Source organism: Methanosarcina barkeri str. Wiesmoor (assembly GCF_000969985.1).
Classification (GTDB): Archaea; Halobacteriota; Methanosarcinia; order Methanosarcinales; family Methanosarcinaceae; genus Methanosarcina; species Methanosarcina barkeri_B.
On the sequence record NZ_CP009526.1, the window covers coordinates 2,165,272 to 2,190,736 of the forward strand.

The 25,465-nt window shown below is 39.7% G+C and carries 20 protein-coding genes and 2 pseudogenes; 16 read left to right on the top strand and 6 right to left on the bottom strand.

The window, feature by feature from the left end:
* Positions 1-760: 760 nt before the first annotated feature.
* Positions 761-1,750: an archaeal metabolite-sensing zipper-like regulator AmzR gene (gene amzR / locus MSBRW_RS09225; RefSeq protein ID WP_048102958.1), complete on the bottom strand. Its 990-nt coding sequence runs from the start codon at positions 1,748-1,750 to the stop codon at positions 761-763.
* Between the two features lie 425 nt (positions 1,751-2,175).
* Here amzR and glgP point away from each other — a divergent pair, with 425 nt between their 5' ends.
* On the top strand, positions 2,176-3,852 hold the full coding sequence (glgP, locus tag MSBRW_RS09230) for an alpha-glucan family phosphorylase (RefSeq protein ID WP_011307931.1): 1,677 nt from the start codon (positions 2,176-2,178) through the stop codon (positions 3,850-3,852).
* A 230-nt stretch (positions 3,853-4,082) separates the two neighbouring features.
* Here the strand turns inward: glgP and MSBRW_RS22085 are convergent.
* Positions 4,083-4,244 (bottom strand): annotated as a pseudogene (locus MSBRW_RS22085) (IS66 family transposase); the annotation flags it as partial.
* On the opposite strand from MSBRW_RS22085, the gene MSBRW_RS24245 reads away from it, so the two are divergent.
* From MSBRW_RS24245 to MSBRW_RS09260, 7 genes and pseudogenes are all read left to right on the top strand, one after another.
* A complete protein-coding gene (locus MSBRW_RS24245; RefSeq protein ID WP_085983087.1) occupies positions 4,239-4,352 on the top strand; it encodes a hypothetical protein in 114 nt (37 codons plus the stop codon). The pseudogene MSBRW_RS22085 and the gene MSBRW_RS24245 sit on opposite strands and share 6 nt — an antisense overlap.
* An 84-nt stretch (positions 4,353-4,436) precedes the next feature.
* Positions 4,437-5,837 carry a tripartite tricarboxylate transporter permease gene (locus MSBRW_RS09235; protein ID WP_011307930.1) on the top strand — a complete coding sequence of 467 codons (1,401 nt, stop codon included), beginning with the start codon at positions 4,437-4,439 and terminating at the stop codon, positions 5,835-5,837.
* A gap of 413 nt (positions 5,838-6,250) precedes the next feature.
* Positions 6,251-6,763 (top strand): PASTA domain-containing protein, encoded by a 513-nt coding sequence (locus tag MSBRW_RS09240; RefSeq protein ID WP_011307929.1) that lies wholly within the window; start codon positions 6,251-6,253, stop codon positions 6,761-6,763.
* Between the two features lie 103 nt (positions 6,764-6,866).
* On the top strand, positions 6,867-8,198 hold the full coding sequence (locus MSBRW_RS09245; RefSeq protein ID WP_230670055.1) for a tetratricopeptide repeat protein: 1,332 nt from the start codon (positions 6,867-6,869) through the stop codon (positions 8,196-8,198).
* Positions 8,199-8,223: 25 nt separating this feature from the next.
* Positions 8,224-8,771, top strand: a pseudogene (locus MSBRW_RS21070) (ISNCY family transposase); the annotation flags it as partial.
* A gap of 1,047 nt (positions 8,772-9,818) precedes the next feature.
* Complete coding sequence (locus tag MSBRW_RS09255; RefSeq protein ID WP_011307927.1) at positions 9,819-10,022, top strand: helix-turn-helix transcriptional regulator; 204 nt, start codon at positions 9,819-9,821, stop codon at positions 10,020-10,022.
* On the top strand, positions 10,016-10,441 hold the full coding sequence (locus MSBRW_RS09260; protein ID WP_011307926.1) for a hypothetical protein: 426 nt from the start codon (positions 10,016-10,018) through the stop codon (positions 10,439-10,441). The genes MSBRW_RS09255 and MSBRW_RS09260 overlap by 7 nt, the downstream gene beginning before the upstream one ends.
* Positions 10,442-10,597: 156 nt before the next feature.
* Here the strand turns inward: MSBRW_RS09260 and MSBRW_RS09265 are convergent, their stop codons facing one another.
* Complete coding sequence (locus MSBRW_RS09265) at positions 10,598-10,837, bottom strand: hypothetical protein (protein ID WP_011307925.1); 240 nt, start codon at positions 10,835-10,837, stop codon at positions 10,598-10,600.
* A gap of 410 nt (positions 10,838-11,247) precedes the next feature.
* Between MSBRW_RS09265 and MSBRW_RS09270 the strand changes: the two genes are divergently transcribed.
* The 4 genes from MSBRW_RS09270 (at position 11,248) to MSBRW_RS09285 (ending at position 16,171) form a co-directional block, all read left to right on the top strand.
* Positions 11,248-11,937: a type 1 glutamine amidotransferase gene (locus MSBRW_RS09270; protein WP_011307924.1), complete on the top strand. Its 690-nt coding sequence runs from the start codon at positions 11,248-11,250 to the stop codon at positions 11,935-11,937.
* Positions 11,938-12,361: 424 nt separating this feature from the next.
* On the top strand, positions 12,362-14,242 hold the full coding sequence (iorA, locus tag MSBRW_RS09275; protein WP_394298285.1) for an indolepyruvate ferredoxin oxidoreductase subunit alpha: 1,881 nt from the start codon (positions 12,362-12,364) through the stop codon (positions 14,240-14,242).
* Positions 14,239-14,838, top strand: a complete 600-nt coding sequence (locus MSBRW_RS09280) for an indolepyruvate oxidoreductase subunit beta (protein WP_011307922.1) — start codon at positions 14,239-14,241, stop codon at positions 14,836-14,838. The genes iorA and MSBRW_RS09280 overlap by 4 nt, the downstream gene beginning before the upstream one ends.
* 25 nt (positions 14,839-14,863) lie before the next feature.
* On the top strand, positions 14,864-16,171 hold the full coding sequence (locus MSBRW_RS09285) for a phenylacetate--CoA ligase family protein (protein WP_011307921.1): 1,308 nt from the start codon (positions 14,864-14,866) through the stop codon (positions 16,169-16,171).
* A gap of 552 nt (positions 16,172-16,723) precedes the next feature.
* On the opposite strand, the gene MSBRW_RS09290 is transcribed toward MSBRW_RS09285, so the two are convergent.
* Together MSBRW_RS09290 and MSBRW_RS09295 are read right to left on the bottom strand one after the other, a co-directional pair.
* Entirely contained in the window at positions 16,724-17,779 is a 1,056-nt protein-coding gene (locus tag MSBRW_RS09290; RefSeq protein ID WP_011307920.1) for a mechanosensitive ion channel family protein, read from the bottom strand.
* Between the two features lie 284 nt (positions 17,780-18,063).
* Positions 18,064-18,984, bottom strand: coding sequence for a mechanosensitive ion channel family protein (locus MSBRW_RS09295; RefSeq protein WP_011307919.1), 921 nt, complete (start codon positions 18,982-18,984; stop codon positions 18,064-18,066).
* A 320-nt stretch (positions 18,985-19,304) separates the two neighbouring features.
* Between MSBRW_RS09295 and corA the strand changes: the two genes are divergently transcribed.
* A complete protein-coding gene (gene corA / locus MSBRW_RS09300) occupies positions 19,305-20,369 on the top strand; it encodes a magnesium/cobalt transporter CorA (protein ID WP_011307918.1) in 1,065 nt (354 codons plus the stop codon).
* Between the two features lie 196 nt (positions 20,370-20,565).
* Here the strand turns inward: corA and MSBRW_RS09305 are convergent, their stop codons facing one another.
* Entirely contained in the window at positions 20,566-20,745 is a 180-nt protein-coding gene (locus MSBRW_RS09305) for a hypothetical protein (RefSeq protein ID WP_157209503.1), read from the bottom strand.
* Positions 20,746-20,825: 80 nt separating this feature from the next.
* Between MSBRW_RS09305 and MSBRW_RS09310 the strand changes: the two genes are divergently transcribed.
* The 3 genes from MSBRW_RS09310 to MSBRW_RS09320 all read left to right on the top strand — a co-directional run bounded on the left by MSBRW_RS09310 (position 20,826) and on the right by MSBRW_RS09320 (position 24,757).
* Positions 20,826-21,569: a DUF432 domain-containing protein gene (locus tag MSBRW_RS09310; protein ID WP_011307917.1), complete on the top strand. Its 744-nt coding sequence runs from the start codon at positions 20,826-20,828 to the stop codon at positions 21,567-21,569.
* 2 nt (positions 21,570-21,571) lie between these two features.
* Positions 21,572-22,468: a mechanosensitive ion channel family protein gene (locus tag MSBRW_RS09315; protein WP_011307916.1), complete on the top strand. Its 897-nt coding sequence runs from the start codon at positions 21,572-21,574 to the stop codon at positions 22,466-22,468.
* Positions 22,469-22,888: 420 nt separating this feature from the next.
* On the top strand, positions 22,889-24,757 hold the full coding sequence (locus MSBRW_RS09320) for a M3 family oligoendopeptidase (RefSeq protein WP_011307915.1): 1,869 nt from the start codon (positions 22,889-22,891) through the stop codon (positions 24,755-24,757).
* Positions 24,758-25,465: the final 708 nt, after the last annotated feature.

The following is a 25,465-nucleotide window of genomic DNA, read 5'->3' on the forward strand; positions in this document are numbered from 1 at the left end:
TAGACCTGTTTTCTTATTCTAGACCTGTTTTCTTGAAAGGAGAAAATATGAAGGTAAGAGACTTACAAAATAATCTCACAATCAAATATTGGTTAACAGATATAAATCCTACATTCCGCAGTATTTTTTTGAAAATCAATATTTTTCATGATAGCGTTTTTGGAATAGAGTAAATAATTTGGATTTTTAATGGTATTTGGTGAAAAATTGAATGATATCGTTTTTGGTCTCTAAATACACCACATCGTTGCTTTTACCTACTGCATAAAAGTCCAATAAATCCATGTTTGATTGAAAATCAATAGCAGTAAACTGCTGGTTACTGGATAATGTCCCATATTTAACCTAGACCCGGCACAGCTTCACCCGAGAACTAACGGAGCCTAAATAATAACTTGGCCGTGATATGGTCGGAATTGAGGTGAAGGGCTTGCTGTGATATTGTAAATCCGGTATAACCTTTATAATCCCGTGATATAATCTCCAATCTATATACAATTCTCGATTCTGTTATAGATTTTAAGTCCTGTAATAAATCTTAAGCCTTTTAATGAATTTTTAATTTTGTATTACAAAAGAGAAAACTTCTTTCATGGTTTTTCCCATAGTATCTCAAAGAGATATTGAAAAGGAATTGACAAAAATAACGAATGGCTGAGGAAATTAAGAGAAGGGCCGAAAGAAGTCAAAAAAGGCCAAAAGAAATAAGAAACGACCGAAGAAAGTTAAAAAGAATTGAAAGAACAAAAAGAGATCTTATTTAAAACTTTTCCTTCTTTCTACATTCTTTTAATTTTTCTTCCAGGCGGATACGGGAAATAAAGACTCCAAACTGCATCGCAATGGTTTCGAGGGCAGTGCGTACACTATCTGGAAACTCGAATTCAAGATTCGAAGCAAGATAAAATGATGCAATAACCTTTTTTCCTGATTTTACGGGGATAATTGCGGTAGCCCTGAGATTTTCATGTCTGAGTGTGTCATCTCTCGAAGTGAGAAGAAGGTCTATGTGTTGTTTGTATACAGGCTGCCCTATCATAACAAGTTTCGTATTAGGGGAATTGGCACTGTAATGGGAGGCATACTCGACAAAATTAGGGGAAAAACCACGGTGAATTGCAAGTGTCATATCTCCGGTTTCTTCATCGATAAGATAAATACCTCCGGCATTGATCTCATCTATCTGGAGGCAGGAATCCAGTAGTCTTTCAAGAGTCTCGTTCAGGGAACTGGAAGCGCTGAGTGCGATTCCAAGGTCTCTCTGGATGTAGAGCAATTTTTCTTTTCTTTTCCGCTCAGTAACATCCATAACTATTCCCATAAGGTACTTTACAGTTCCATTTTTATCCGCTTCAATGAAAGTCCTTTCATCAACCCAGCGTATTTCACCTGATTTCGTTAGGATACGATACTCCGAAGAATAGTCCACGTAACCTTCTTCTATTCTTCTTGAGAGTTCCCTTTCAACCATTCCCAGGTCATCAGGGTGTATGATATTGCCATAAAGAAGTTTTCCGGATGTAAATTCTTCGGTAGTATACTCGAATTTCTTTATGTTTTCTGAGACAAACTCGGCAGGCCAGTACTTCTCCGGCCTCCAGAGAAAAACCGTGACAGGAACTTTATTTATTACCGAGATCAGCTCCTTTGCCATCTCAAGAGCGTTACATAAAGCTACTTCATTCATGTATTTATAGGCTTTCTGCTTGCCGCTCCTATTCTTAGCCGAATTCGAAACCACTTTGGACATCCCGTTCTTTGTAGTTTTAAAATCTTTTACAGGAAGCTCTGAATATATTTCAGATATTTACATTTTTTGCTTCGTAAATATAAAAGTACGCAATAAATTAAAAAGCTTGTGATTTGAGTTCTGGAATGCATCAGAAGGCAGAGACTTGAAAGTTAGAATCTATATAATGATTTTATCGAAAGAAATGCACTATATGAGAAAACCTTAAAGAAAAGTATATATTGTATTAAGATTGGCAACCATTTTATAACTATTTTATTATTTATAGGTCTGTTTATTATTTCACGTTTGTAAAGGTTCTTATTCTCCCTACCTCATGTATAATTTTATTTTTATATGAATTTCCAAGGTCAATTTGATATATAACCGATGATATATTTTTTGACATATCTCTACGAAAAATAAAAAGATACGAGTTTGAGAATATGGATGACCTTCAGGGAGTATTGAAAGGACAGAAGATCGCTTACTTTTCTATGGAAATAGGGCTCAGCGGTGAAATTCCAACATATGCTGGAGGGTTGGGCATACTTGCAGGGGATACTATTCGCTCGGCAGCGGACCTGAATATTCCGCTGGTAGCAGTAACACTGGTGAGCAATAAAGGCTATTTCAGGCAAATTCTTGACTCTTCTGGAAACCAGATAGAACACACCGAAGAATGGAATCCTGCCCGTTTTATGACGCTTCTTGCAGAAGACGTACACGTAAAAATCCAAAATCGGGATGTTAAAATCAGGGCCTGGTTACATAATTATAAAAGTCTTACAGGAGGCTGTGTACCCATTATTTTCCTTGATACTGATGTTGAGGGAAATGACCGGGAAGACCGTAGAATTACGGATTTTCTCTACGGGGGAGACCAGCGCTACAGGCTCAAGCAGGAAATAGTACTTGGAATCGGGGGAGTAAGAATGCTTGATGCACTGGGCTTCAGGATCAGGAAGTACCACATGAACGAAGGTCACTCAAGCCTGCTTGGCCTGGAACTCCTGAGGTGTAATGGCATTGACCCTGTGAAAGTTAAGGAACTATGTATTTTTACAACACATACCCCCGTAGAAGCAGGGCATGATAAATTTGATTACGGGCTTGTAGAGGACCTTATCCAGGACAAAAAATGTGTGGATGTCCTCAGGAGATTCGGAGGAGTCGACCGCTTTAATACAAGCCTTTTTGCCCTTAACCTGTCGAACTATGTCAATGGAGTCACAAAGAGACATAGCCTGATCTCAAGCGAGCTCTTTCCGGGCTACAAAATCCAGGCGATCACAAACGGAGTCCATTCATATACCTGGACTTCTCCTTATTTCAGAAAATTATATGATCGCTACCTGCCTGGATGGGCAAATGAACCTGAACTTCTGGTAAGGATAGATGGAATTCCGGACACCGAAATCTGGGAAGCTCACTGGAACGCGAAAAAAGCCCTTATCGATGAGGTAAACAAAAGGACAGGAGTAGGTATGGACTACGAGACCCTGACAATCGGCTTTGCACGGCGCATGACCGCATACAAGCGGGCAACTATGGCTCTGTCAGATCCTGAAATGCTCAAAAAAATAAACAGAAGGGGCAAAATTCAACTTATTTTTGCAGGTAAAGCTCACCCGAATGATGGAGCCGGAAAACAGCTTATCAGAGACATTTTTAAAAGCATTGAAATTTTGAGGGAAGAAATAAAGATTGTTTTTCTGGAAAACTATGATATGGACCTTGCCGGAAAAATGGTTTCCGGGGTTGACATATGGCTGAACACACCAACCCGCCCCTATGAAGCCTCCGGCACAAGCGGCATGAAAGCTGCACACAACGGAGTTGTAAATCTCAGCGTACTCGATGGCTGGTGGATTGAAGGCTGGATTGAAGGCGTGACCGGCTGGGCAATAGGCCCTCAGCCCGAAGAAAAACTTTCCGACGAAGGAGCAAAAGCAGCCGAACTCAGTGACCTTTACAATAAGCTGTATTATATTATAGTCCCCATGTACTACGACCGCAAGGATGAGTGGGTTAAGCTAATTAACAACTCCATAGGCATGATAGCCTACTATTTCAACAGCCACAGGATGATGAGGCGTTATGTTACACATGCTTACCTGTAATGTACTTTGATTTTTCAGAGGGATTTTGTGAGCTATAGTTTTGTTTCCTTTATGAGGGGTACAGGTAAATTTTAGGAATAGAGGTGAATTTTAGGAATAGAGGTGAATATTCGGAATAAAAATGAGTCAAATTTTTGTAAACTACTGAAAAATTTTAGTAAAACCTTTTTAGTGGACGAAAGCTGACCAAACATTACTGCTTTGGTTGCCACCTTTTCTCAGAACTAATTCTTTTCTTTATGTTCTATAAACCTATCAAGCAGATTCCTTACTTTGGTTTTTGGATTCTTACCACGTTTTCTTTGTTTTTCAGAATTTAGAGAAAGTGTATCTTCTTCAGTTCCTTTCGCAACTACAACACTGAACCTTTTTTCTAATGCCTTAATTTGTTCAATTCAGTTTCCGGCAATTATGCCTATGTAGCTGTTGATAATCGTCTTGCAATTCTCAATATAAGCAACCCCTCTTCTCCAATACTTAAAGAGCGTTATTTGTTATAATGTAGAAATATTTTTAAACAGTGGTGATTAATACTCTCTGATGTATCTTACAAAAATTTGAATCAAATTCCAGAGGCCGGATAAGTGGAAGATGTTTCTTTACTCTTACTTCTTTTATCAGTTTTAGGAGGTTACCTTCTTGGCATAATCTCAGGGCTTCTGCCTGGAGTACATAACAATAATTTTGCGCTTGCTCTTATAGCCCTTGCCCCTTTCCTGGCTGAAAAAGGGCTTTCACCTTTTTACATAGCCGTGATTATTCTCTCAAATGCTGTCGCACAGACTTTTCATGACGTGATTCCCTCAGTGTTTCTAGGGGCACCAGATGGAGACACTGCGTTAATGGTCCTGCCAGGGCACAGGCTTCTTATTGACGGAGCAGGAGCTGAAGCAGTCCGGCTTTCAGCACTCGGAAGCGCAGGCTCGGTAGTTGCTTCTTTGATTTTTGTGTTGCCGTTTTCGCTTTTCTTTAAGGCCATTTATCCTTATGTTGAAGCACATATGGCATTGATTCTTATTTTAATCGTCTTTCTAATGCTTGCAAGTGAAAAAAGTGAAAGCGTTGAAGATTCAAAGGAGACAAGTCCATTTGTAAAATATAAATACAAAGCTTTTGCCCTAGTTTTGTTTTTGATCACAGGCTTGCTTGGGCTCTTCGCTTTTGATAGGGAATCTCTTATGGTTCCGGTTGTTAATTTTGGAGAGCCTTCTATACTCTTGCCCCTTCTGAGCGGGCTTTTCGGAGCGTCCCAGCTAATAATAAGCCTTCTTACAAGCTCGGCAATTCCCGAAGAGTCCGTGTCAGCACTCAAGCTTTCTCGAAAACGAATTTTCAGAGGAATCCTTACAGGCAGTGCAGCAGGCTCGCTTGTGGCATGGCTGCCAGGCCTCTCATCAGCGATTGCAGCACTTCTTACAGGCCTTGTTGCAAAAGTCGATTTTGACAGGATTCCCCTTAAGAAAAAAACTTCCGAACCCAATCTTGGAAAGTTAAAAACCTCTCTTTATTCTGACCCTTATGCCAGTAATCCTTCAACACTTGAGAGCTCGAAGGAATTCATAATTTCAAACTCCGGAGTAAACACTTCGAATGCAATTTTCGGGTTGGTGGCTTTTGTGGTGATCGGAAGGACACGAAGTGGGGCAATGGTTGCAGTAGAAGATATTCTGGAGACAAATATACTTGATTTACCTGTACTGCTGCTCTTTTTTGCTGCTATGGTCTTAACTGCGCTGTTTTCATACTTTTCTACGATCTGGATAGGAAACAATGCCCATTTGTTCCTAAAGAAGGTTGATTACAGCAAACTTTGTTCAGGTGTCCTTATAGGACTCGGAGTAATGGTTTATCTTTTCACAGGACTTTTCGGGTTTTTCATTTTTGTGATCTCGACTCCAATAGGCATGCTCTCCTCTTTTATGAATGTCAGGAAATCCCATGCAATGGGAGTCATCTTACTGCCTGTGATCCTGTACTTTTTGTAAAAAAAGCAGCTTTTTTAATTGTATATCAAGCAATATTTATGTGCTTAAAAATACGGATCCAGGGATATATTGATCCAGATCAATAGCTCTTTTTCAATCCTATAACGTATAAAAATATAAAACTTAAAATGTATTGGACTGAAAATGTACATGGAGTAAAAAGCACTTGATATAAAGAAGAAAATAATAAAACAATCAGCAAGAAAGCAAAAAAGGTAAAACCAGGCAATAAACGCAAAAAAATAATGTTAAACAGTCGACTGCGACTTGTTTGAATTGAAAGAAAGTCGAGTCCGAATAGAACAGGAAATTCCTGATGAAATTGAAAATTTTTAGTAAAGTATAAAATTTCGAATAAGGCGGAATAGATCGAATAAAATTGAAATAAATAACCAGAAGGGGTATCCAGGAATATGGAAGTAAAACTTGAACAACGTTTAACTGAACTCAGGGCAGAATACGAGTCAGGGCAGAAAATCCTAAAAGACATTGAATTAAAGCTTGCAGAACTTGAAGACCGAAAAAAAAATCTGAAAGAGACCCTCCTTCGCATTAGCGGGGCAATTGAATTGCTCGAAGAAGTGCTGGAAGAAAAAGAAGGCGCGGAAGTGCCAGAAACCACGGTAGAGCCCGGAACTGCCACAGAAAATGTAGAAGTTCCTAATGTTATAAAAAAGCCCCTTGAGAAAGCCATTAAAATTCTGGAAGAAGCCGGGTTTAAAGCAGGAGAGATTATCGAACAAAAGACGGTTTTACCCATCGGGGTTATGGCTGGAGATATTCTCAAACAGGAACCGAAACCCGGCACGAAATCCCCTGCCGGATCATCCGTAAAACTTGTAGTTGCGGTAAAAGGCAAGTTTTTGCCACCTGAGAAAAACTCACTATGCGACGTTTTTTCCGACGCATTTTCCGACCGCACTTGAACAAGGTAAAGGAGGGTTTAAAACGGAGGTTTACTCTTCCAAAATAAAGATTTCCCTGAACGAACTTCGGGAACACTGCAGGGCAGCAATTTCAGCCTTTTCTGTGATTGAGCATTCCGGAAGTCAGGCGTCCCAGAAGATCTGCCTGGAAAAATTCCTCAACGAGTGCCAGGGCGCTTCAATGGTCTTATGGCACAAAAAGGATAGAAAACTCGGAAAACACCTCAGATCTGTGCTTTCAGTCTCGAATAATTCACCTCTTTCCCCAGCAGCCTTTTCCGGGTTCAAAGCCGTGATTAAAGGAATAGAGAAAGAGAGAATAGCTGGAGTAGGAAAAACTGAAGGAATAAAGAATGAGAAGACGGCAGGAGTAGGAAAAACTGAAGGAATTGAGAAAGAGAGAATAGCTGGAGTAGGAAAAACCGAAGGAATAGAGAATACTGAAGGAACAGAAAAAGCTGGGGAAATAAAGAATAATGAAAAAATAAAAAAAGCTGAAGAAACAGAAAATATTCTAGAAATTGAAAAGACTTTCAGGAACAAAAAAAAGCAAGGTGTATCGAAAGGAGATGTCGATAAAGAGAACTCGACAGCTTTTTTATATAATACGGAAGCAAAAAAACTTACTTTTCATGGAAATATCTATGAAATCCTGCCTCTTTTCCTGAATGTAAGGAACCTTTACGCCTCCTTGCCCTTTTTCGAAGAACTTCAGGCCTGCGCTGAAAGGCTTGAGAAGGATCCCCAGGATGCCACAGCTCTCTTTCAGAAAGCCGTACTCATGTATAAGGCCAGGCGGTTTGAAACTGCCCTGCAGCTTACTGCAAAAGTTCTGAAAATTATTCCTGACGATCACAGAGTCTGGTATAACAGAGGCGTCATTCTCTCGGAAATGGGCCGGCTTGAAGAAGCGATTGCAGCTTATGACAGGACAATTGAGCTTGAACCGGCTTTTGAAATTGCCTGGGACAATAAAGGAGTTGTGCTTGCAAGGCTTGGCAGGTTTGAAGAAGCCCTCGAAATCTACGATAAAATTCTTCAGAAGTTTCCAGAATATGCTGAAGCCTGGGCAGGAAAAGGCTCCATATTTTTGGCTCTCGACAGAGAAGAAGAAGCTCTTGAAGCTTACAGTTCAGCCCTTCGAATCAGGCCTGAATACCTTGAGGCACTTACTTCGACCGGAAGCTTGCTTTCCAGACTAGGCAGGTACGAAGAATCCCTGAAGATTTACGATAAGGCGCTTCAGCTTGTCCCTAAAGATCCCCGCCTTTTGGCAGCAAAGGGTTTTGTTCTTTCCGAAATGGGTAAACAGGAGGAAGCACTGGAAAACTGTAATCGAGCCCTGGAATTGCAACCTGGCTTCGTTCCTGCGCTTGAAATAAAAGTAAGAATACTTTCAGAAATCGGAAGACAGAAGAATAAAACCTCTCAGTAATTTCTTTTTTCATATTTTCCTCTAGTCTTTAGAACAAGAACTATTGGAATACAGGTTATTAAATATATTTTACAATCGTGAAAATGAAATTACATTTCTGAAAAAATTTCTATCTGAAGAACTTAACGTAATTAATAATGAAAAAAAGCATCAAAAAGAGATTAAAAAAGCAAAAGAGGAATTTAATCAATATAGGTATAAATTAAAGCTGGAAAGGAGACGAAAGAAAATCTTCCGTTTAATAGTCTTGAAAATGCAAAATATAACTTCAATAGATCAGTGTAAAATATAAGAACATATGATTACACGATCTAAAAACAATTGTGGATGATCAATAAACACTGGTCAAATCTTACTGTGTTCCATTATCTCCCTGGAGCTCCGTCGATAAATAACCCTATTGAAAGCTATTATTCAAAAAATCTAAAAACGAATAACAAGAAGCAGTTTAAGACTGATAAAGGAATTGAAAATAAGATTAGACTTACTGAAATGAGAAGACTAAATTTACTCAAGAAACCAAAAAAGTCATTTCTGGAATTGTTCAGATTACTTACTCCATTTAAGCTGTAGTAAGATATTTTGATAAACTTTTAATTTAAAAAGGAGTGGGGGAGTGGAGTATATCGATTTTAGGTGAAAGATCCAGTAAAAATATCAAATGAATAAACAGATTTTTTGGCATCTTTGCCAAAGAACCTGTTTTTCAAGATCAGTGTAAATTTTTGAGACCGTTAGCAGAGAAAAGTATGGGTTTAAGGAAGTAACAATAGGAGAAATCGCTAGTGTCGTGTCAATACTCAAGGATTCACCGATTCCGAATAATTACAATCTATTTTATATGACATTTTGTGGTTGACTCGACACTAGCGTCTTGAAAATTTAGTTATTGGTCACATGTTAACTCTGAATCGCTATATATTAATGAGAATAGATCAAAAATTATGCCCAATAATTAAATTGCCAGGATACTAGATTATGGAATTGTGTCTTTGCAGGCTAATTTTTAGATATTATTCTTTGCAGATTAATTTTTAGATATTATTCTTTGCAGATTAATTTTTAGATATTATTCTTTGCAGATTAATTTTTAGATATTATTCTTTGCAAGTTAGTTTTACTGAGTAACTTTGAGAGCAGAAGATAAAACTCCTCAATTTTAAGAATTCCTCAATTTCAAATTTAATTTTTGTGAATAATCAAAATTTATGGTTGGCTGGACAACCATTGAAATTTGACATTTTTCTATTGTTACTAGTGCATCGATTCTCAAATAAATACATAATAAGAAAATAATCACAGCTTATGACGTAAATATTATTTTAAGGTCAGATGGAATTCTGTAACACGGAAAACACAGCCAATCGCAGAGTGATTCTATCTGTATATCACAACTACGGAAAACACGGAAAGCACGGAAGAATCACGCTTTTACTACTTATTTCCGTTTTTTCCATGCTTTCAGTGGTTTTCAAAGAATTTATTCCTGGCATACTTTGGAATCAATGCACTAGATTATAGAAAGTAAGCATTACATGTTCTAGAGCGATACCATTAAGTACATGGAAAGTAAGCTTTCCATAAATGGAAAGCTTACTTTCCATTAGAGGAGATCCCAGTTTGAAAAATAGGCTGGAAATATTACGAAAACAAAAAGGAATCAAGCAGGAAGAACTCGCTGAAGCACTGGAAGTTTCCAGGCAAACAATAGGTTCTCTAGAAAACGGTAGATATAACCCGTCTATCATTTTAGCTTTTAAACTTGCCAGATATTTCAACACTACAATTGAAGAAATTTTTATTTATGAGGAGGAAAAATGGTGAAAATTAACAGTCAAGTTAAAAATTATATATTAGTTGGGATAAGTGCAGGAATTATCATAGGGTGTTTATTTGCTATTAAATTATATGGCAGGGATATTCGGGTTATTATTCCACTTGCAATAGCAGTACTGATATTCGGTCATTCAGTTGACAATATTTTAAAGCTTTTCGCAATGAAGGAATCCACAAAAGCGGAGAAACAACTCAAAATTGAAATGAAAGACGAAAGAAATACTCTCATCAGGGAAAAAGCTGGGTCCAAAACAAATGAATATATGCTATATCTAAATACTGTTATCGTATTTATATTGGGTTTCATGGGCGCAGAATTCTGGATGCTTTGTCTTTTCGGTTCTTTAATCCTGGCGCAGGGAGTTTTATCCATATTTTTATATAATTATTATGACAACCGATATTGAGATCTCAAATTTATCATTCCCGTTACGTGAAAATGCGCGGTTGTAACCTGTTATCTTAAACCGAATAAATAAGAAATTATCCGATGCCCTGTAAAAATGTAATTGTCAGATGTCTTGTACGAATTCATTTCATTCGTTGTTGGTTTCCCTCTATTTTTAAATTTTTTCTTTTTTAGAGATCTTACTTAAGGCTATAAAAAGGCTTGAGATGAATATTATGGCAAGGAATATTATGTTTACAGGGCTGGTTAAATCTGAATAATTATTCACAAAACCAGCAGTGAGAACATCAGTATTCCCAAGACGTAGTCCATAGTAAGCTCCTTCTATAATTAATGCTATAAGTGATACTAAAATGGCTATTAAAAAACTGCGTATTATAGTGTCAACCTTCATTCTTGATCAGCTTTATAACTGCACACTGGAATATAAATAAGTTTATTTCAGCCAGGTACTCTACGGATTTATCTAAGGAGAGGGAAACTTCCACGAACCGCAGAAAGTTAAGCTATACTTCTGTCACGTGCACTGTGTGGCTGGAACCGGCCGTATTCGATCAAAATACGAGCAAAAATTGGGCGCTGTAATGGTCTAGTAGTAGAAATCAGCCATAATAGCTGGTTATTTTATTCACATCAATACTAAGCGAGAAAAGGTAACCGTAGAAATATGGAAAACGCTGAAGAAAGAAAACGCAAACAAAGATTCCTCATATGGCGATTCCTCATATGGCAATATATAAAAGAGAATTTTGAGTAAATCAAACGCAAATATTTAAGTTCAAAACTATATTTTACTGATCTTTCATGAACATCCACGTTATCCAGCACTCTTCCATAAATACCCTCGGCACCATTGAAGAGTATGCAAAAGATAAAAACTGCAGGCTTGCATCAACTCGCTTTTACGAAACTAAAAGCCCTCCAGAACTTGATTCTTTTGACCTTCTTATAATCATGGGTGGCTCGATTGGAGTTTACGACTATAAAGAAAATCCCTGGCTGAGAGATGAAAAGGCGTTTATCAAGCAGGCAATCGAAGCAGGAAAACCTATACTGGGAATCTGCCTCGGTGCACAATTGCTTGCCGATATCCTTGGGGCTCGCGTATATGAAAACAGGCACATGGAAATGGGCTGGTTTCCTGTAAGGGCATTTGGAGGTGAGAATAAGCCGGAATTTCTTGAAGGGCTGCCGGACGAGATCACAGTTTTTCACTGGCATTCCAGGACTTTTGACTTGCCGGTGGGAGCTGTTCAGCTTTTTGAAAGTGAAGGCTGTAAGAATCAGGCTTTTATCTACAATGGCAGGATTGTCGCGCTTCAATTTCATCCTGAAGTAAATGAAGAAAGAATTCTGAGTTTGATCAAGCGGTTTGGGGATGGGATGGCAAGTGGACTATTTGTGCAGAAAAGAAGGGAAATGATCGGGCAGAAAGAATATCTGGATGCTACAAAGGAATTTATGTTTTTGATTTTGAATAAATTAAAAAACTGATTTAAAGAGTGTTGATATCCTCTTCAAATTGTATGGTTAAAAGCAGTAATGTCTTTTCGACCATCGAACAAATATAATACTTCTTCCATTTTCCTTTTCATATTTTGTAGTAAATATGGAACTCGAAGCTTTAAAACAAATGCTGTCTTTACTGGACATCAATCCAGATGAATTAGAGTCCATAATCACACAGATTCATAAAACAAAAACTTTATATGCAAATTTTACGTACTTCTTCCAGACAGCGTTGTACATAGATGGACATCATCTTTTCCGTGACGTAAAATCGCGGTAAAACCCTTAAAACAGATTTTCGAATTCTCAAAATAATTTTAATAAATAGCTTGAGAATTCAAATTCTTTTCAACTTTAATTGTTTCCTTCTAGATTTATCAAAATGTTAAAATATTACCCTAAATTCGAGATGAGTTTATTGACTGATAATAAGTTGTTAATGGGTAATGAAGCCATTGCACTTGGAGCTATAGAAGCCGGCGTCCAGGTGGTTACAGGGTATCCCGGAACACCCTCGACCGAAGCTCTGGAGACGATTGCCCGGTATGCAAAAAGGTGCGGAATCTATACCGAGTGGTCCAGCAATGAAAAGGTTGCACTTGAAACGGCAGCTGGGGCAGCTTATTCCGGGGCAAAGGCGCTTGTGACCATGAAACAGGTTGGGCTAAACGTTGCATCCGACCCTCTTATGAGCCTGAGCTATATTGGGGTAAAAGGAGCTCTTGTCCTGTTAGTTGCCGATGATCCTGGGCCTCATTCTTCCCAGACTGAACAAGATACTCGGGTTTTCGGGCACTTTGCAAATATTCCTGTCCTTGACCCGGCAACCCCTCAGGAAGCCTACGAACTGACAAAGCTGGCTTTTGAGCTTTCTCATGAATTCGAAATTCCCATTATCCTGAGAACCACCACGCGTGTCTCCCACAGTTGCGGAGATGTCGAGGTTGAAGCTGCAGAACCTGTACCGGTTGAAGCCGTTGAGGAAGGTTTTGTAAAGGATAGGCGCTGGACAATCTTTCCGAAGCTTACGGCTGAAAGGCATCCCTGGCTTGAAAATGTGCAGGAAAAGCTTTCCGAACGCTTTTCCGGGCTTTCCTTCAATTCGGTATCAGGATCGGGAAAAATCGGGATTATTGCTTCAGGCGTCTCAGCCCTTTACGTAAAGGAGGCTATAGAAGCTGTCAGGGGTTTTGAAGAGTTGTTTACGCTCTTCAGGGTAGGGACGGCATATCCGTTTCCGGAAAAGGCAGCTCTTTCTTTCCTGAAAGGCATTGACCGGCTGATCGTGGCCGAAGAGCTTGACCCTTACCTTGAAGAACAGGCGCTCCAGCTTATAGGGAAAGCACATCTGCCTGTTGATGTTTATGGAAAAAAGAATGGCTTTTTCCCTGTGAGCGGGGAATACAATGTGGATATTGTCATTGACAGCATCAACCGCGCACTTGCAGCGTATGGGGAGAGTTTGTGCCTTTCTCATGCTTCTCCTGCCGTCTCAAGAGAAAAGCTTCCTCCCCTTCCGATCCGGGCCCCTACTCTCTGTGCCGGTTGCATGCACAGGACTGTTTTTTATGCTTTCAAACAGGCTGCAAAACAGCTTAAAAAAGAGTCTCAAACTGATACGATTTTCTCCGGGGACATTGGTTGTTACACCCTTGGAAATGCCTATCCTCTTAACATGGTCGATACCTGTCTCTGCATGGGTGCAGGAATAAGCCTTGCAGGAGGGCTCTACCATACGAACCCGAAGACAAAACAGGTGGCCTTTATCGGGGATTCTACTTTTTTCCACTCAGGCATTCCTGCAGTGATAAACGCTGTCTATAACGGAGCTAACATCACCCTTGCAGTGCTTGACAACCGTACAACTGCGATGACAGGACACCAGCCCCATCCTGGCGTAGGTGTAACTGCACTTGGAAATGTTTCAAAAGCCATTGAAATTGCAGACGTGGTTCGGAGCTGCGGGGTTGAATCCGTAAAGATAGTAAATACTGTAGATCCGGACAGCCTTGAGAGTTGCATAAAAGCCGCAAAGGAAGCCATGAATTTCAATGGGCCGTCGGTTCTGGTCTTCAAAGGCAAGTGTGTAGGGATTACAAAACCCGACAAACATTACGAAATAAATCCTGAAGCCTGCACAGGCTGTGGTTTCTGTATAAAAGAGCTAGGCTGCCCTGCGCTTAACCTTGATGGGGATAAGCCTGTCATACAGGACAACTGCAGCGGCTGTGGGCTCTGTGCACAGATCTGCCCGTCAGAAGCCATCTGTATAGGAGGCGTAAAGCTGTGAAATATGATATTCTTATTGCAGGCGTTGGTGGGCAGGGTGTTGTACTTGCTTCCCGCTTGCTTGCACTTGCTGCGATGAAAACCGGATTCCACGTAAGCACTGCCGAAACCATAGGCATGTCTCAGAGGGAAGGTTCGGTCAGCAGCCATATAAGGATTGGAGACAAAGTTTCCGGGTCACTTATCCCCATCGGACAGGCAGACCTGCTCTTAGGCCTGGAACCTGCAGAAACCGTAAGAAATCTGCCTTTTCTTAAGGAGGGTGGAAAGGTTCTGGTAAATATCCATGCTATCCCGCCGGCATCGAGGCCGCCTGGAAGCCCTGAGTATGACCCTGCAGCTTTGCTCTCATTTTTGTGTGCATACTACCCTGATATTCTCTGCTCCGATTTTACAAAGCTTGCAGACGAGGTAGGGACATACAGGGCTGCAAACGTTGCAATGCTTGGAGCGGTTGCAGGCGCACGAGTATTACCTTTTCAGGAAGAAATTCTAAAGGCAGTACTGGATGCCGAAATCCCTGAAAAATACAGGGCTGTAAACGATGCCGCATTCGAACGCGCAAGGAAATGTATTAGATCTGTCTCCGGCACCTGAACTGGGGAGCAGAAGGTGAAATGACATGTATGAAGCATCCACTGAGGCTGACCTTGATCCCAATGTACAGCTTTACCATCCCAAAATCTCGGAAGAAGATACCTTTGCAAAATTGAAGGCACTGCTGAATCGCGTAGTTGAAAATAGTCCTTTTTACCAGAAAAAGTTCAGGGAAGCAAATGTCGATATCGAGGACATAAAGTCGCTTGATGACCTGAAGCTTCTTCCCTTTACGAATAAAGAAGAACTCAGGGACGCTTACCCTCTTGGGTTACAGTCCGTGCCTGACTCAGAGGTTGTAAGGATCCACTCCTCGTCCGGGACTACAGGAAAACCCATAATCATTCCTTACACCCGAAAAGATGTGGATGTCTGGGCCGAGATGATGATGCGCTGCTACATGCTAGCAGGCCTTACCAATCAGGACAGGATCCAGATTACCCCAGGTTACGGGCTCTGGACTGCAGGAATAGGGTTCCAGCTTGGTGCTGAACGCCTGGGAGCAATGGCTATACCTACAGGCCCGGGAAATACCGAAAAACAGCTCGAACTGTTTGTTGACCTGAAGTCCACAGCCCTTGCAAGCACTTCTTCTTATGCGCTTTTACTCGCCGAAGAAATTGAAAAGCGCGGGCTTAAGTCCCAGATTCAGCTCAGAAAAGGCTTTATAGGTTCGGAGCGCTGGAGTGAAAAAATGCGCAGCCGAATCGAAACCGAGCTGGGAATTGATACTTTTGATATTTATGGTCTGACCGAGATATACGGTCCAGGAATCGGCCTTGATTGTTCTCTTCATGAGGGTATGCATTACTGGTCCGACTACCTGCTCTTTGAGATAATTGATCCTATTACGGGCGAGAAGCTTCCTGACGGCACACTTGGAGAACTTGTAATTACGACTCTCACAAAGGAAGGGGCTCCCCTCATCCGCTACAGGACAAGAGACCTGACCCGGATAATTCCTGGCCTCTGTAAATGCGGTTGTCCTTTCCCGAGAATTGACAGAATTCTTGGCAGGTCAGACGACCGCATAAAGTTCAAGGCTGTAAATATCTATCCAGGCCAGATCGAAGACCTTGTCCAAAGGATTCCTGGTGTAAGCAGCGAATACCAGATTCTGCTTACCCGTAAGGACGGAAGGGACAGCATGATTTTCAGGGTCGAGATCGAAGGTTCAGAAGATCCCGTAAAGAAAGCAAAAACCGAAAAAGCTCTCAGAAAAGCCTTCAAGGACTTTATAGGCGTAACCGTAGACGTAGTGGGCGTAAAGATAGGGGAACTTCCCCGCAGTATGAAAAAGACAAAAAGAGTAATTGATGAAAGGGAACTGTGAAACTCCCAAGACAAAAAGAGTAATTGATGAAAGGGAATTGTGAAACTCCCAAGACAAAAAGAGTAATTGATGAAAGGGAATTGTGAAATCCCCTTTTGACCTTTCATCCCCCACTTCTTCTTTTATTCAATCCATAATTTCACTTGTTTTTTATCAAGTATTTTTCACTGCTTTTTATCAATCAACTTTTCAATTGCTTTCTATCAACCCATTTTTTACTTGTTCCCACTTTCCGCAGTAAATTTTCGTAAATTCATATTTTTACTGCTATTGATTTTCAATCAAACATGGATTTATTGGACTTTTATGCAGTAGGTAAAAGCAACGATGTGGTGTATTTAGAGACCAAAAACGATATCATTCAATTTTTCACCAAATACCATTAAAAATCCAAATTATTTACTCTGTTCCAAAAACGATATCATGAAAAATATTGATTTTCAAAAAATACTGCGGAATGTAGGTTGTTTGTTCTTTTTTTCCTTTACTTGCTTTTCTCATCAACCGACTAATTCCTTAACTGTCAATATCTGTTACTCGGCATTTTACGATTTACTCGATTTTATCTCCTTCTGTACGGGATAATTTTTCAGTATTCTTCTTTTCGTTTTCAAGATCTGTTTTATATACAATAGTCCTGTACGGGTACGGAATTTCTACGCCTTCCTTGTCAAAACGCTTTTTAATAGCTTCCCTGATTTCGCATCCTGAACTGTACGCAACACTTCTATCTTTGAACCAGACATTCATGCGGAGATTTACGGAAGACTCCCCCAGTTCAACGACATTTACTTTAACTTCTCCTCTCTCCCTGAAATCCGGGTCAACGGGGTGAAGCACAGGAGGATCAATAAACCCCATTTTAAGTGTTTCGAATTTGATTAAACTGGGTTTTACAACGCTATACTGAACTTCCTGAGGGGACATTACATTGGGATGTTTTCGGGCTTCTTCTATCATGATTTTTCTCGCCTGGTCGATGTCGGCATCATAGCTGATTCCGACGTCTATTGGCCAGATTACTGCAGGGTCTTCTATAGTCCAGTTAATTATCGCTTCATTGCTGATCATGGAATTGGGGATTATAAGCCGCCTGTTATCCCAGGTTATGATAACTGTATGCCTGAGATTAAGATCTGTAACTTTTCCGTATTCATTCATGATATTAAGTCGATCTCCAACCCTGAAAGGTTGAAAAATGGCAAGTGAAAGCCCTGCGATTATATTGCTCAGTGTGCTCTGGGCCGCAAAACCGATAACTATACCTGCAATCCCTGCTCCGGTAAAGAGGGCAACCGAAAGGTTTCGAAGACTGGGAATGCTGAAAATAACAATGACAATCCCCATAAAATAGATTAATGCGACCACAATATGCCTGAACATCCGGAAGGATGTTGGGTCCATATGCAGCCTGCTACTTATTTTTGTGAAATGGCGTTCCAGAAGACGGTTTACGTTCCGTGCAATAATGGCAGTGATCAGGCCAATAAAAAGTATGAATAAAAACGTACCAAAGTTATCTGAAAACCATGTAAATGCCTGCCCTACTACTTCGTCAAAATAAGACATATTCTCTACAAAAGAAGAGTGGTTATCGGGGGTTTCCATGCCATGGTTGATTGGCAAGAAGCTTTAAATAAATATTGATTTAAAAAAGGTGGGAACTGTGATAAAGTATATTCGGGAAAAGAAAGTTATCCCAGCCTAAGTATAAGGAAATTTAAAGGAAATTTAAAGGAAATTTAATCAAAAAAGAATTCCAAAAATTAGCAAACCGAAAAAAGAAATTTCGTGAATGGAAATTTCTTTCTCTGTATTTTGTAAGGCTTTTTAGTTCCTTCTTCTTCAATAAAAATTGTGAAGTTGAGTCTTAAATAAATGAAAGAAAGGAATTATTTCCTTTCTTTGGCATATGCAACAATTGCGTCTTTGACTCCGTATTTAAATGCGATCACGACTGCAAGTCCCCATGCAAGTGGTCCTAAGAACAGATAGAGTATGCCCGTATTAACCAGCATCGTATCCAGAGCAAGCAAGATTACTATCAGATACAAGAAGCCTCTTAGAAGAGGGAAAAAGATGTTTACCTCTTCTACGCTAATGCCTTTAAAAGCACTGGAAATATAGTCCATGACCACATCAATGGAGAGGAATCCGATTATCAGGATCAGGATACCTGTAAAAAGGCGTGGCAAATAATGCGTAATATCTATAAACAGCTGAGTTATCATGGTCAACTCTAAGATATTAGATGCAATCGAGAGAAATACCAGGTACCCAAATAGCCTGATCAGTCCGGACACAATTCCTGAAACTGTCAGTCCACCGGATTTGACTGAGGCTCCAAAAGCTGTTTCTTCAAATTTTTCATCTACTCCTGTTGAAACAAGTACTTTTTTGGCCAGGTCACTAATGAAGTCAACTACCAGTAGACCAACAAGTAGCACTATGAAAGCCGAGACCATAAGTGGAATATAGAGCACGATCATGCTGACAAAATTATTCACTGCCTGGATGTTTAGCAGGTCCAGAATGATCATAGCAAAGACGATGTAGATGAACCACCTGATTACGGCATCAAAAAAACCTACCGTACTCATCTGCGCTCTTTTTATCATTCCACCAATGATGGTTTTGTCGACAAGGTCATCGAGTCCGATCTTATCCAGAAACCTTGCTCCGAGCTTTCCAAGAAAAGTTCCTACTATTTTTCCTACGATAATCAGTATGATTATCGCTACTAAAGTAGGAATGAATGCAATAAACTGATCAATTATGTTGATAAAACTATTTGTAATTTCAGTTCCAACCAAATTAACCACTCCCTATATCTTTGTCCTAAAAATGACGATTTTTCCAGTTCCCCAATTATTGGAAAAACGTTTATATATTTAATTTATTATTATATTCTGCAAATAATACATATATTTATCTGCAATTTGCCTGCAAGCGTTTAAAAAGCTCTTTTTTAAGTGTAAGTCCTATAAGCTTTAACACTACCCAAACTGTTTTAAAATTTCAAAATAAATATTTAGATAAAAACATGCGTAGACTTAAATCAATGGAGTTTAATTACGGAATAATCTATTTTTATTAGAAGGTTTTTATTAGAAGGTGAGGCAGAGAAATAAGCATGGCGGCTTCTGGAAGAAGAGGATCACAAATTGGGCTTGCACCTGGAGCGCTTGTCCATGTAGGAGAAAAGAAGGTAGAAAAGGTAGTAATCCGGGTCCTGGCCTATAACAGTGAAACGCTTATAGAAAGACAACTGGAGAAGGTTGAAGAGTGTCTGGAATTTAAAGACCAGCCCGATCTCAATTTATGGATAGATGTGGATGGGCTGGATAGGGTAGATATCATAGGAAAGCTCGGAAGCTATTTCAATATCCATCCTCTTACCCTTGAAGACATACTCAATACACGACAGCGGCCCAAGACTGAAGATTACGACTCATATATTTATTCGGTTTTAAAAATGATTCTCCTTGATAAGGAAAATAAAGAGATCACTATAGACCAGGTAAGCATTATCATTGGCTCTAATTATGTCCTCTCTTTTCAGGAAAGGGATGGGAACGTTTTTGACCAGATGCGGGAAAGGTTTGAAAATCCGGCGTCTCGCCTGCGGAAAAGCGGGGTGGATTATCTTGCCTACGGCCTGATTGATACTGTTATCGATAACTATTTTTTAATCCTTGAGCATTTTGGTGATAAAATCGAATACCTTGAAGAAGGGCTGGTATTACATCCAAGGCCTGAGACCCTTAGAACTATTCAAAAGTATAAAAGGGATATGATTACCCTTCGTAAATCTATCTGGCCTCTTCGGGAGCTAATAAATGGTTTGCAGAGGGTTGAGTCCGATCTTATTAAAGAGACTACTCGAATTTACCTTAGAGATGTTTATGACCATACCATTCAGGTAATAGATACCGTCGAAGATTTCCGGGATATTTTATCTTCAATGGTTGATATCTATCTCTCCAGCATAAGCTTCAGGATGAACGAAGTTATGGAGGTCCTGACGGTTATAGCAACAATTTTCATTCCCCTTACTTTCATATCAGGCGTTTACGGAATGAATTTCAAATACATGCCTGAACTCAACTGGCGCTGGGGCTATCCGACAGTAATGTTTGCAATGATCCTTCTAGCAGTCAGCATGTTTATCTATTTTAAGAAAAGGAAATGGGTTTGACTTTCTTTTTCCTGGAGGCTTTTTCTTTTTGTCTCCTATCCCATTAAGCCTTTTATTTTCTGTTTATCCTTCCTTTTGCTCCTCTTCAGTTCTCTGTTTGTCAGCTTTTCCATTAGTTCTCTGTTTGTCAGTTTTCCATCAGCTTTCTTTTGTCAGTTTTCCATCAGCTTTCTTTTGTCAGTTTTCCATCTTTCCTTTATGTCTTCTCTCCTTTTTTTCTCTCCTTTTTTCTCTCCTTTTTCTTCTCTCCTTTTTCTTCTCTCCTTTTTTTCTCTCCTTTTTTTCTCTCCTTTTTCTTCTCTCCTTTTTCTTCTCTCCTTTTTCTTCCTTCCTGACTTTTGATCTGTTTTTCTTTTGATTCAGAAACGTTTTTCAAAGGCAAAATTTTTATAAAGTAACACATCTATATTAAGAAATTTAGACAATTCTTCAAAAAGTATTAGTTTCCGGGATATTATGTACGGCCGTTATAATCCCCCTTTTTCAGTTGAACAGGAAGGAATTGCCATTTCCGTGGAAAACACCGGAGAGCAGTGGATATACAGAAGGACACTTGGAACGGAAGATGTAGAGAAAATTATTCTTGGAGATGAAAAGTGCCTGATTATAAATCCGGTAGAGCCCTTAAACACTCCTAAAGAAATTACTCCAAACCTGCTCATAGAGTTTGAGAAAACTCTGCTGCTTGCAGGAGGAGCTAAAAAAAAGATTTTCCTGACTTTTCCTATAGAGATAGGTGTTTTTATCGCGGACAAAGGAGAAAAAAATCTTCAACTTCTCGATGTGCTGAGCCTGGTGAGGCAGAAGTTTACCCTTTATGGAGAGGTTTCAAACGGAGTCGTCTGTAAGCACTGGAAAAGCCAGATATATTCAATTTCTCCTTCCCCTAACCCTTTACAGGAAGGGATTATTGAACTGACTCTTCGAAATTCTTCCTCGGATTGGGCTTCGATCTCAAAAGTAGTTTTCAGTGCATATGGCATGAAACTTTACTATGCTGGTGATGTTTTTATGCGAGCACGTATGGACATCTTCAACAGAAACACGGCTGAAACAGGTTTTGAGCTGCAGCGTCTTAGTGGGGAGCTAAAGAGCAGTCCTCTGAAAGACTTTAAATCCAGGAAAGAAGCTTTTGGGGTCTATAGTCTTCAGAAGCTTGGTTTTGTACCCCTTAAATTTTACATGGGGTGGGGATTTTGATAATGGATCTTGATTTCCTTGACAACAGCCTGCCTATTTTCGATGGTACCGTAACTCTGGGGTCTGTGCTAAAGTTTATACTTATTCTTTCTTTTTCAACCTTCCTTGCCAAAATTCTCTCACTTTATCTGCGCAGGTGTCTCAAAGATAGGGTCAGTAAGGATGCAGGTGAGACTATCATCAAAATCCTTTACTATGGCATGCTTACGATTGTGTTTTTTTCTAATTTACGTCTGATAGGAATTAATCCTTCAGGGTTTTTGCTGGCAGGTGGAGTAGCAGGTATTGTCCTTGGTTTTGCAAGCCAAAACATTGTGGGAAATCTGGTTTCGGGTTTTTTCCTTATGGTCGAAAGGCCCATTAAAATAGGAGACCAGGTCCAAATCAGCGATGTATCGGGTTATGTCATAGATATCCGAATAATCTCCACCCTTATACGGACTTATGATGGGCTCCTTGTTCGCATCCCTAACCAGCAGGTCTTTACAACAAATATCACAAATATTGTAGGGCATCCTGTCCGAAGGTTTGAACACACAATCAGAATCCGCTATAGTGACGATGCCAATGCCGCAATCTTTCTTATCAAAGACCTTATCGAAAAAGAGCCGTTTGCTCTCCTTAACCCTTCTCCTTCGGTTTTTGTAAACGAGCTTGGAGACAGTTCGGTAAATATTACTGTAAGGATCTGGGCGCCTGTGAACGAATGGTTCGGGATAAAAACCAGAATTCTATGGGATATAAAACAGATTCTTGAAGAAAATGGCATAGAGATTCCTTTACCGCAGAGCGTAGTTCACATTCAGGCTGATTCGAAAAAAGTTCCTGAAGAACTGGTTGCGGTACCAGAAAAAGAAATAGAGAGTGTACTGAATTACGAAGAAAGAGTTTTAGCCTGAGCAACCTGTTACTGAATAAACCTGTTACTGAATAAACCTGTTAGTTAGTAAACCTGTTAGTTAGTAAACCTGTTACTGAATAAGCCTGTTACTGAATAAACCTGTTACTGAATAAACCTGTTACTGAATAAACCTGTTACTGAATAAACCTGTTACTGAATAAACCTATTACACAGACAGGTTTACTCAAATATTTTTAGATTTTCGAAATAAAAAAGAGTTGTAACCGAAATAAAGCAACCTATTATTATTAAAGAAATCAATGAGATTAATGAAACCAATGAGATTAATGAAACCAATGAGATTAATGAAACCAATGAGATTAATGAGATTAATGAAATCAATGGTCATTAAATCAACTCTGATAGAAGAAGAATAACAGAGAAATATTTTGATATTACACCAGAGGATAGCGGTCTTATGAAACTGAAAAATGACGCAGGAAGTGAATATACTTCCGAAGTGCTTGATTCCAGTAAGGTTCCAACAGAATGGAACGATGCATATCTTTTCAGCAGCAGAGAAGAGGCTTCAAAAGAGCTTGAGAGACTAAAAAATGGGACACAGGAAATAAACGAAACTTTCCGCCCGAAATTTGAAAAATTGTCCGGGCCTGTTGTGCTTGAGTATCTGGAAACCGAAAAGGCTTATTCAAAATCGATTGATGTCCTGTATACTTATGCATATACTCAGCTCAGTAAAAATGTGAATGAATCATTTCTTATTTCTCTGCTTGGAAATGTTCAGGACCTGCTTACTGAATATAAGAAAGCCACAGCCTTTGCAACCGTAAAATTGACCTCGCTCGGGAGGGATGAATGGGACAGGTTCTTTTCCGAAGAACCCGGACTTGAGGCTTACAGGGCCTATCTTGAAGCTAATTATATGAGATTTATAGAGCACAGGCCAAGGGATGAGGCCCAGGCTGCGTATCTTGCAGAGCTTGAAAACCAGCGCATGAAACTGGAAACTGAAGCGCTTTCCGAAATCACGAATAAGGTTACAAAGGCGGGAGAAATCACGCTTGAGAACGGAGAGAAGTTTTCTGTCAATTCCCAGTCCTACGGTACTTTACTATCAACAGACCCAAGCCGGAAAAACAGGAAAAACTGTTATGATAAGAGGTTCTACCACCTGATTAACGAATCCGATTCCATGGCGTCCCTCTATTCCAAAAAAGCCCAGCTTGATGACCTTGTTGCCAGAGAGTTGAATTATACGGATTTCTATGACTACAGCCTGTATAACCTCTATCTTACCCATGCTCAGGTTGAGGAAATGAATACCGTTTTCAAGCAGGAGAAAGAGGTTTTTGAGGCCTACAATGAGTTCAGAAAGAAAAAGCTCGAGCTTGATGTGCTCAAACCATATGACCTTATTCTGCAGCTGACGAACCAGCCTGGAAAGAAATATGCTTACGTAGATGCTCTGCAAGAGATTCAGAAATCCTATTCCAGGATGGACCCCAACTTCAAAGAAATCTTTCTAAAAATGGTCACTGGCGGTTTCATAGACGTATACCCTGATCCTGAGCATGGAAAACAGCCAGGAGGTTATTGCACCGATTCATGTGCCCTGAAAGCTCCGCCTCTGATCTTTATGAACTATGACGGCCTTATCAGGGACCAGAAAACTTTAACCCACGAGATGGGACATGCCATTAATTTCTACCTCATGGGCAATTCCGTAGACTATCTTTACTGCACAGGTACGATCTATGAAATGGAAATTCCTTCCACTTTCAATGAAGAGCTGTTTGTTGATTACGTTGTCGAAAACTCAGATAGAGATACCGCAGTTGCCGTACTCTCTCAGCAGATCGATGATTACCAGAACTTCTTTACCAGGCAGCCCTTGATTACGGAATTCGAATATAAAGCACACCGGCTCTGTGCAGAAAAAGAAACGGTAAGCGGAGCAGAACTTAATGCTATCTGGACCGACCTTTCTAAAGAATACAGGAGCCGCTCAGTTGATTATTACCCTGAAGATTCCGCGGAATGGACGTATATCAACCATATCTATCTGACAAGCAACTATTATACCTTCAACTACGCGGTTTCAAAGGCAATAACTCTCGCTCTCTTCAAACAGTACAGGGAAGATCCAGACGCTTTTAACAAAAAATATATCGCGTATCTCTCGGCAGGCTCGACAATGCCTCCTGAAGAAAAACTCAAGGAATACTTCGGGATCAAAATCGACAGGCAGCTCTTTGAAGATGCGATGGATGTTGTTGAGTTGAGGATTCAGGAATTGTATAAACTGGCAAGGGAAAGAGAATTCTGAAAGGTATTCTGGAGAGGAAAGTCTTGAAAAGAGGATAACCTGAGGATCTATATGCTACTGAAGACCAGAGAGTTAGCTCATTACCTTGTAGGAAAAACTAAAAATTTAGATTTTGTTAGCATTCTTTATGGGATCCAGAGGTTTGACTCTCTAGAAATTAGGCAAAAGATTTTCAAGATTTTATATTCTAATTGGAAAAATTTAGGATTTTCTAAGGGGATTCTTGCATTACATGAAACAAAACGCCAAGTAAATCAAAGTTGTGCTGGCGCAGCCCGCAGCAAGTTAGCGAGGTATTCGACTGAAATAAATTGGTACTTTATCCGGTTTCATTTGCACTCGACTAACATACTAAAAGTGACTATGTATATTATTACACGAGCCTATCCCGAAACTCAGAATTGCTTCTCATAATATCGTATTCTGGATTCTCGATAGAGCTTCTGATCCTGAAAAATAATTCTGAAACTCTTACTGATGTAAGAATAAAATAGGTTTTGGGATAGGATCCACAAATATAGATAGAGCCTATATTCGGCAGGTCGACATTTAATTTTTAATGATTTTTGATGACAACGATTTTGGAATCTAAGGCTTCATGGTTGTGTGGAACTATAAGGTTTACATATACCAACTATTAATCCTTCATATTAAACTTTAATGAAAAAATGACTCAGTGTTTGTATATGTCGTGAGAGTCAAGCCACA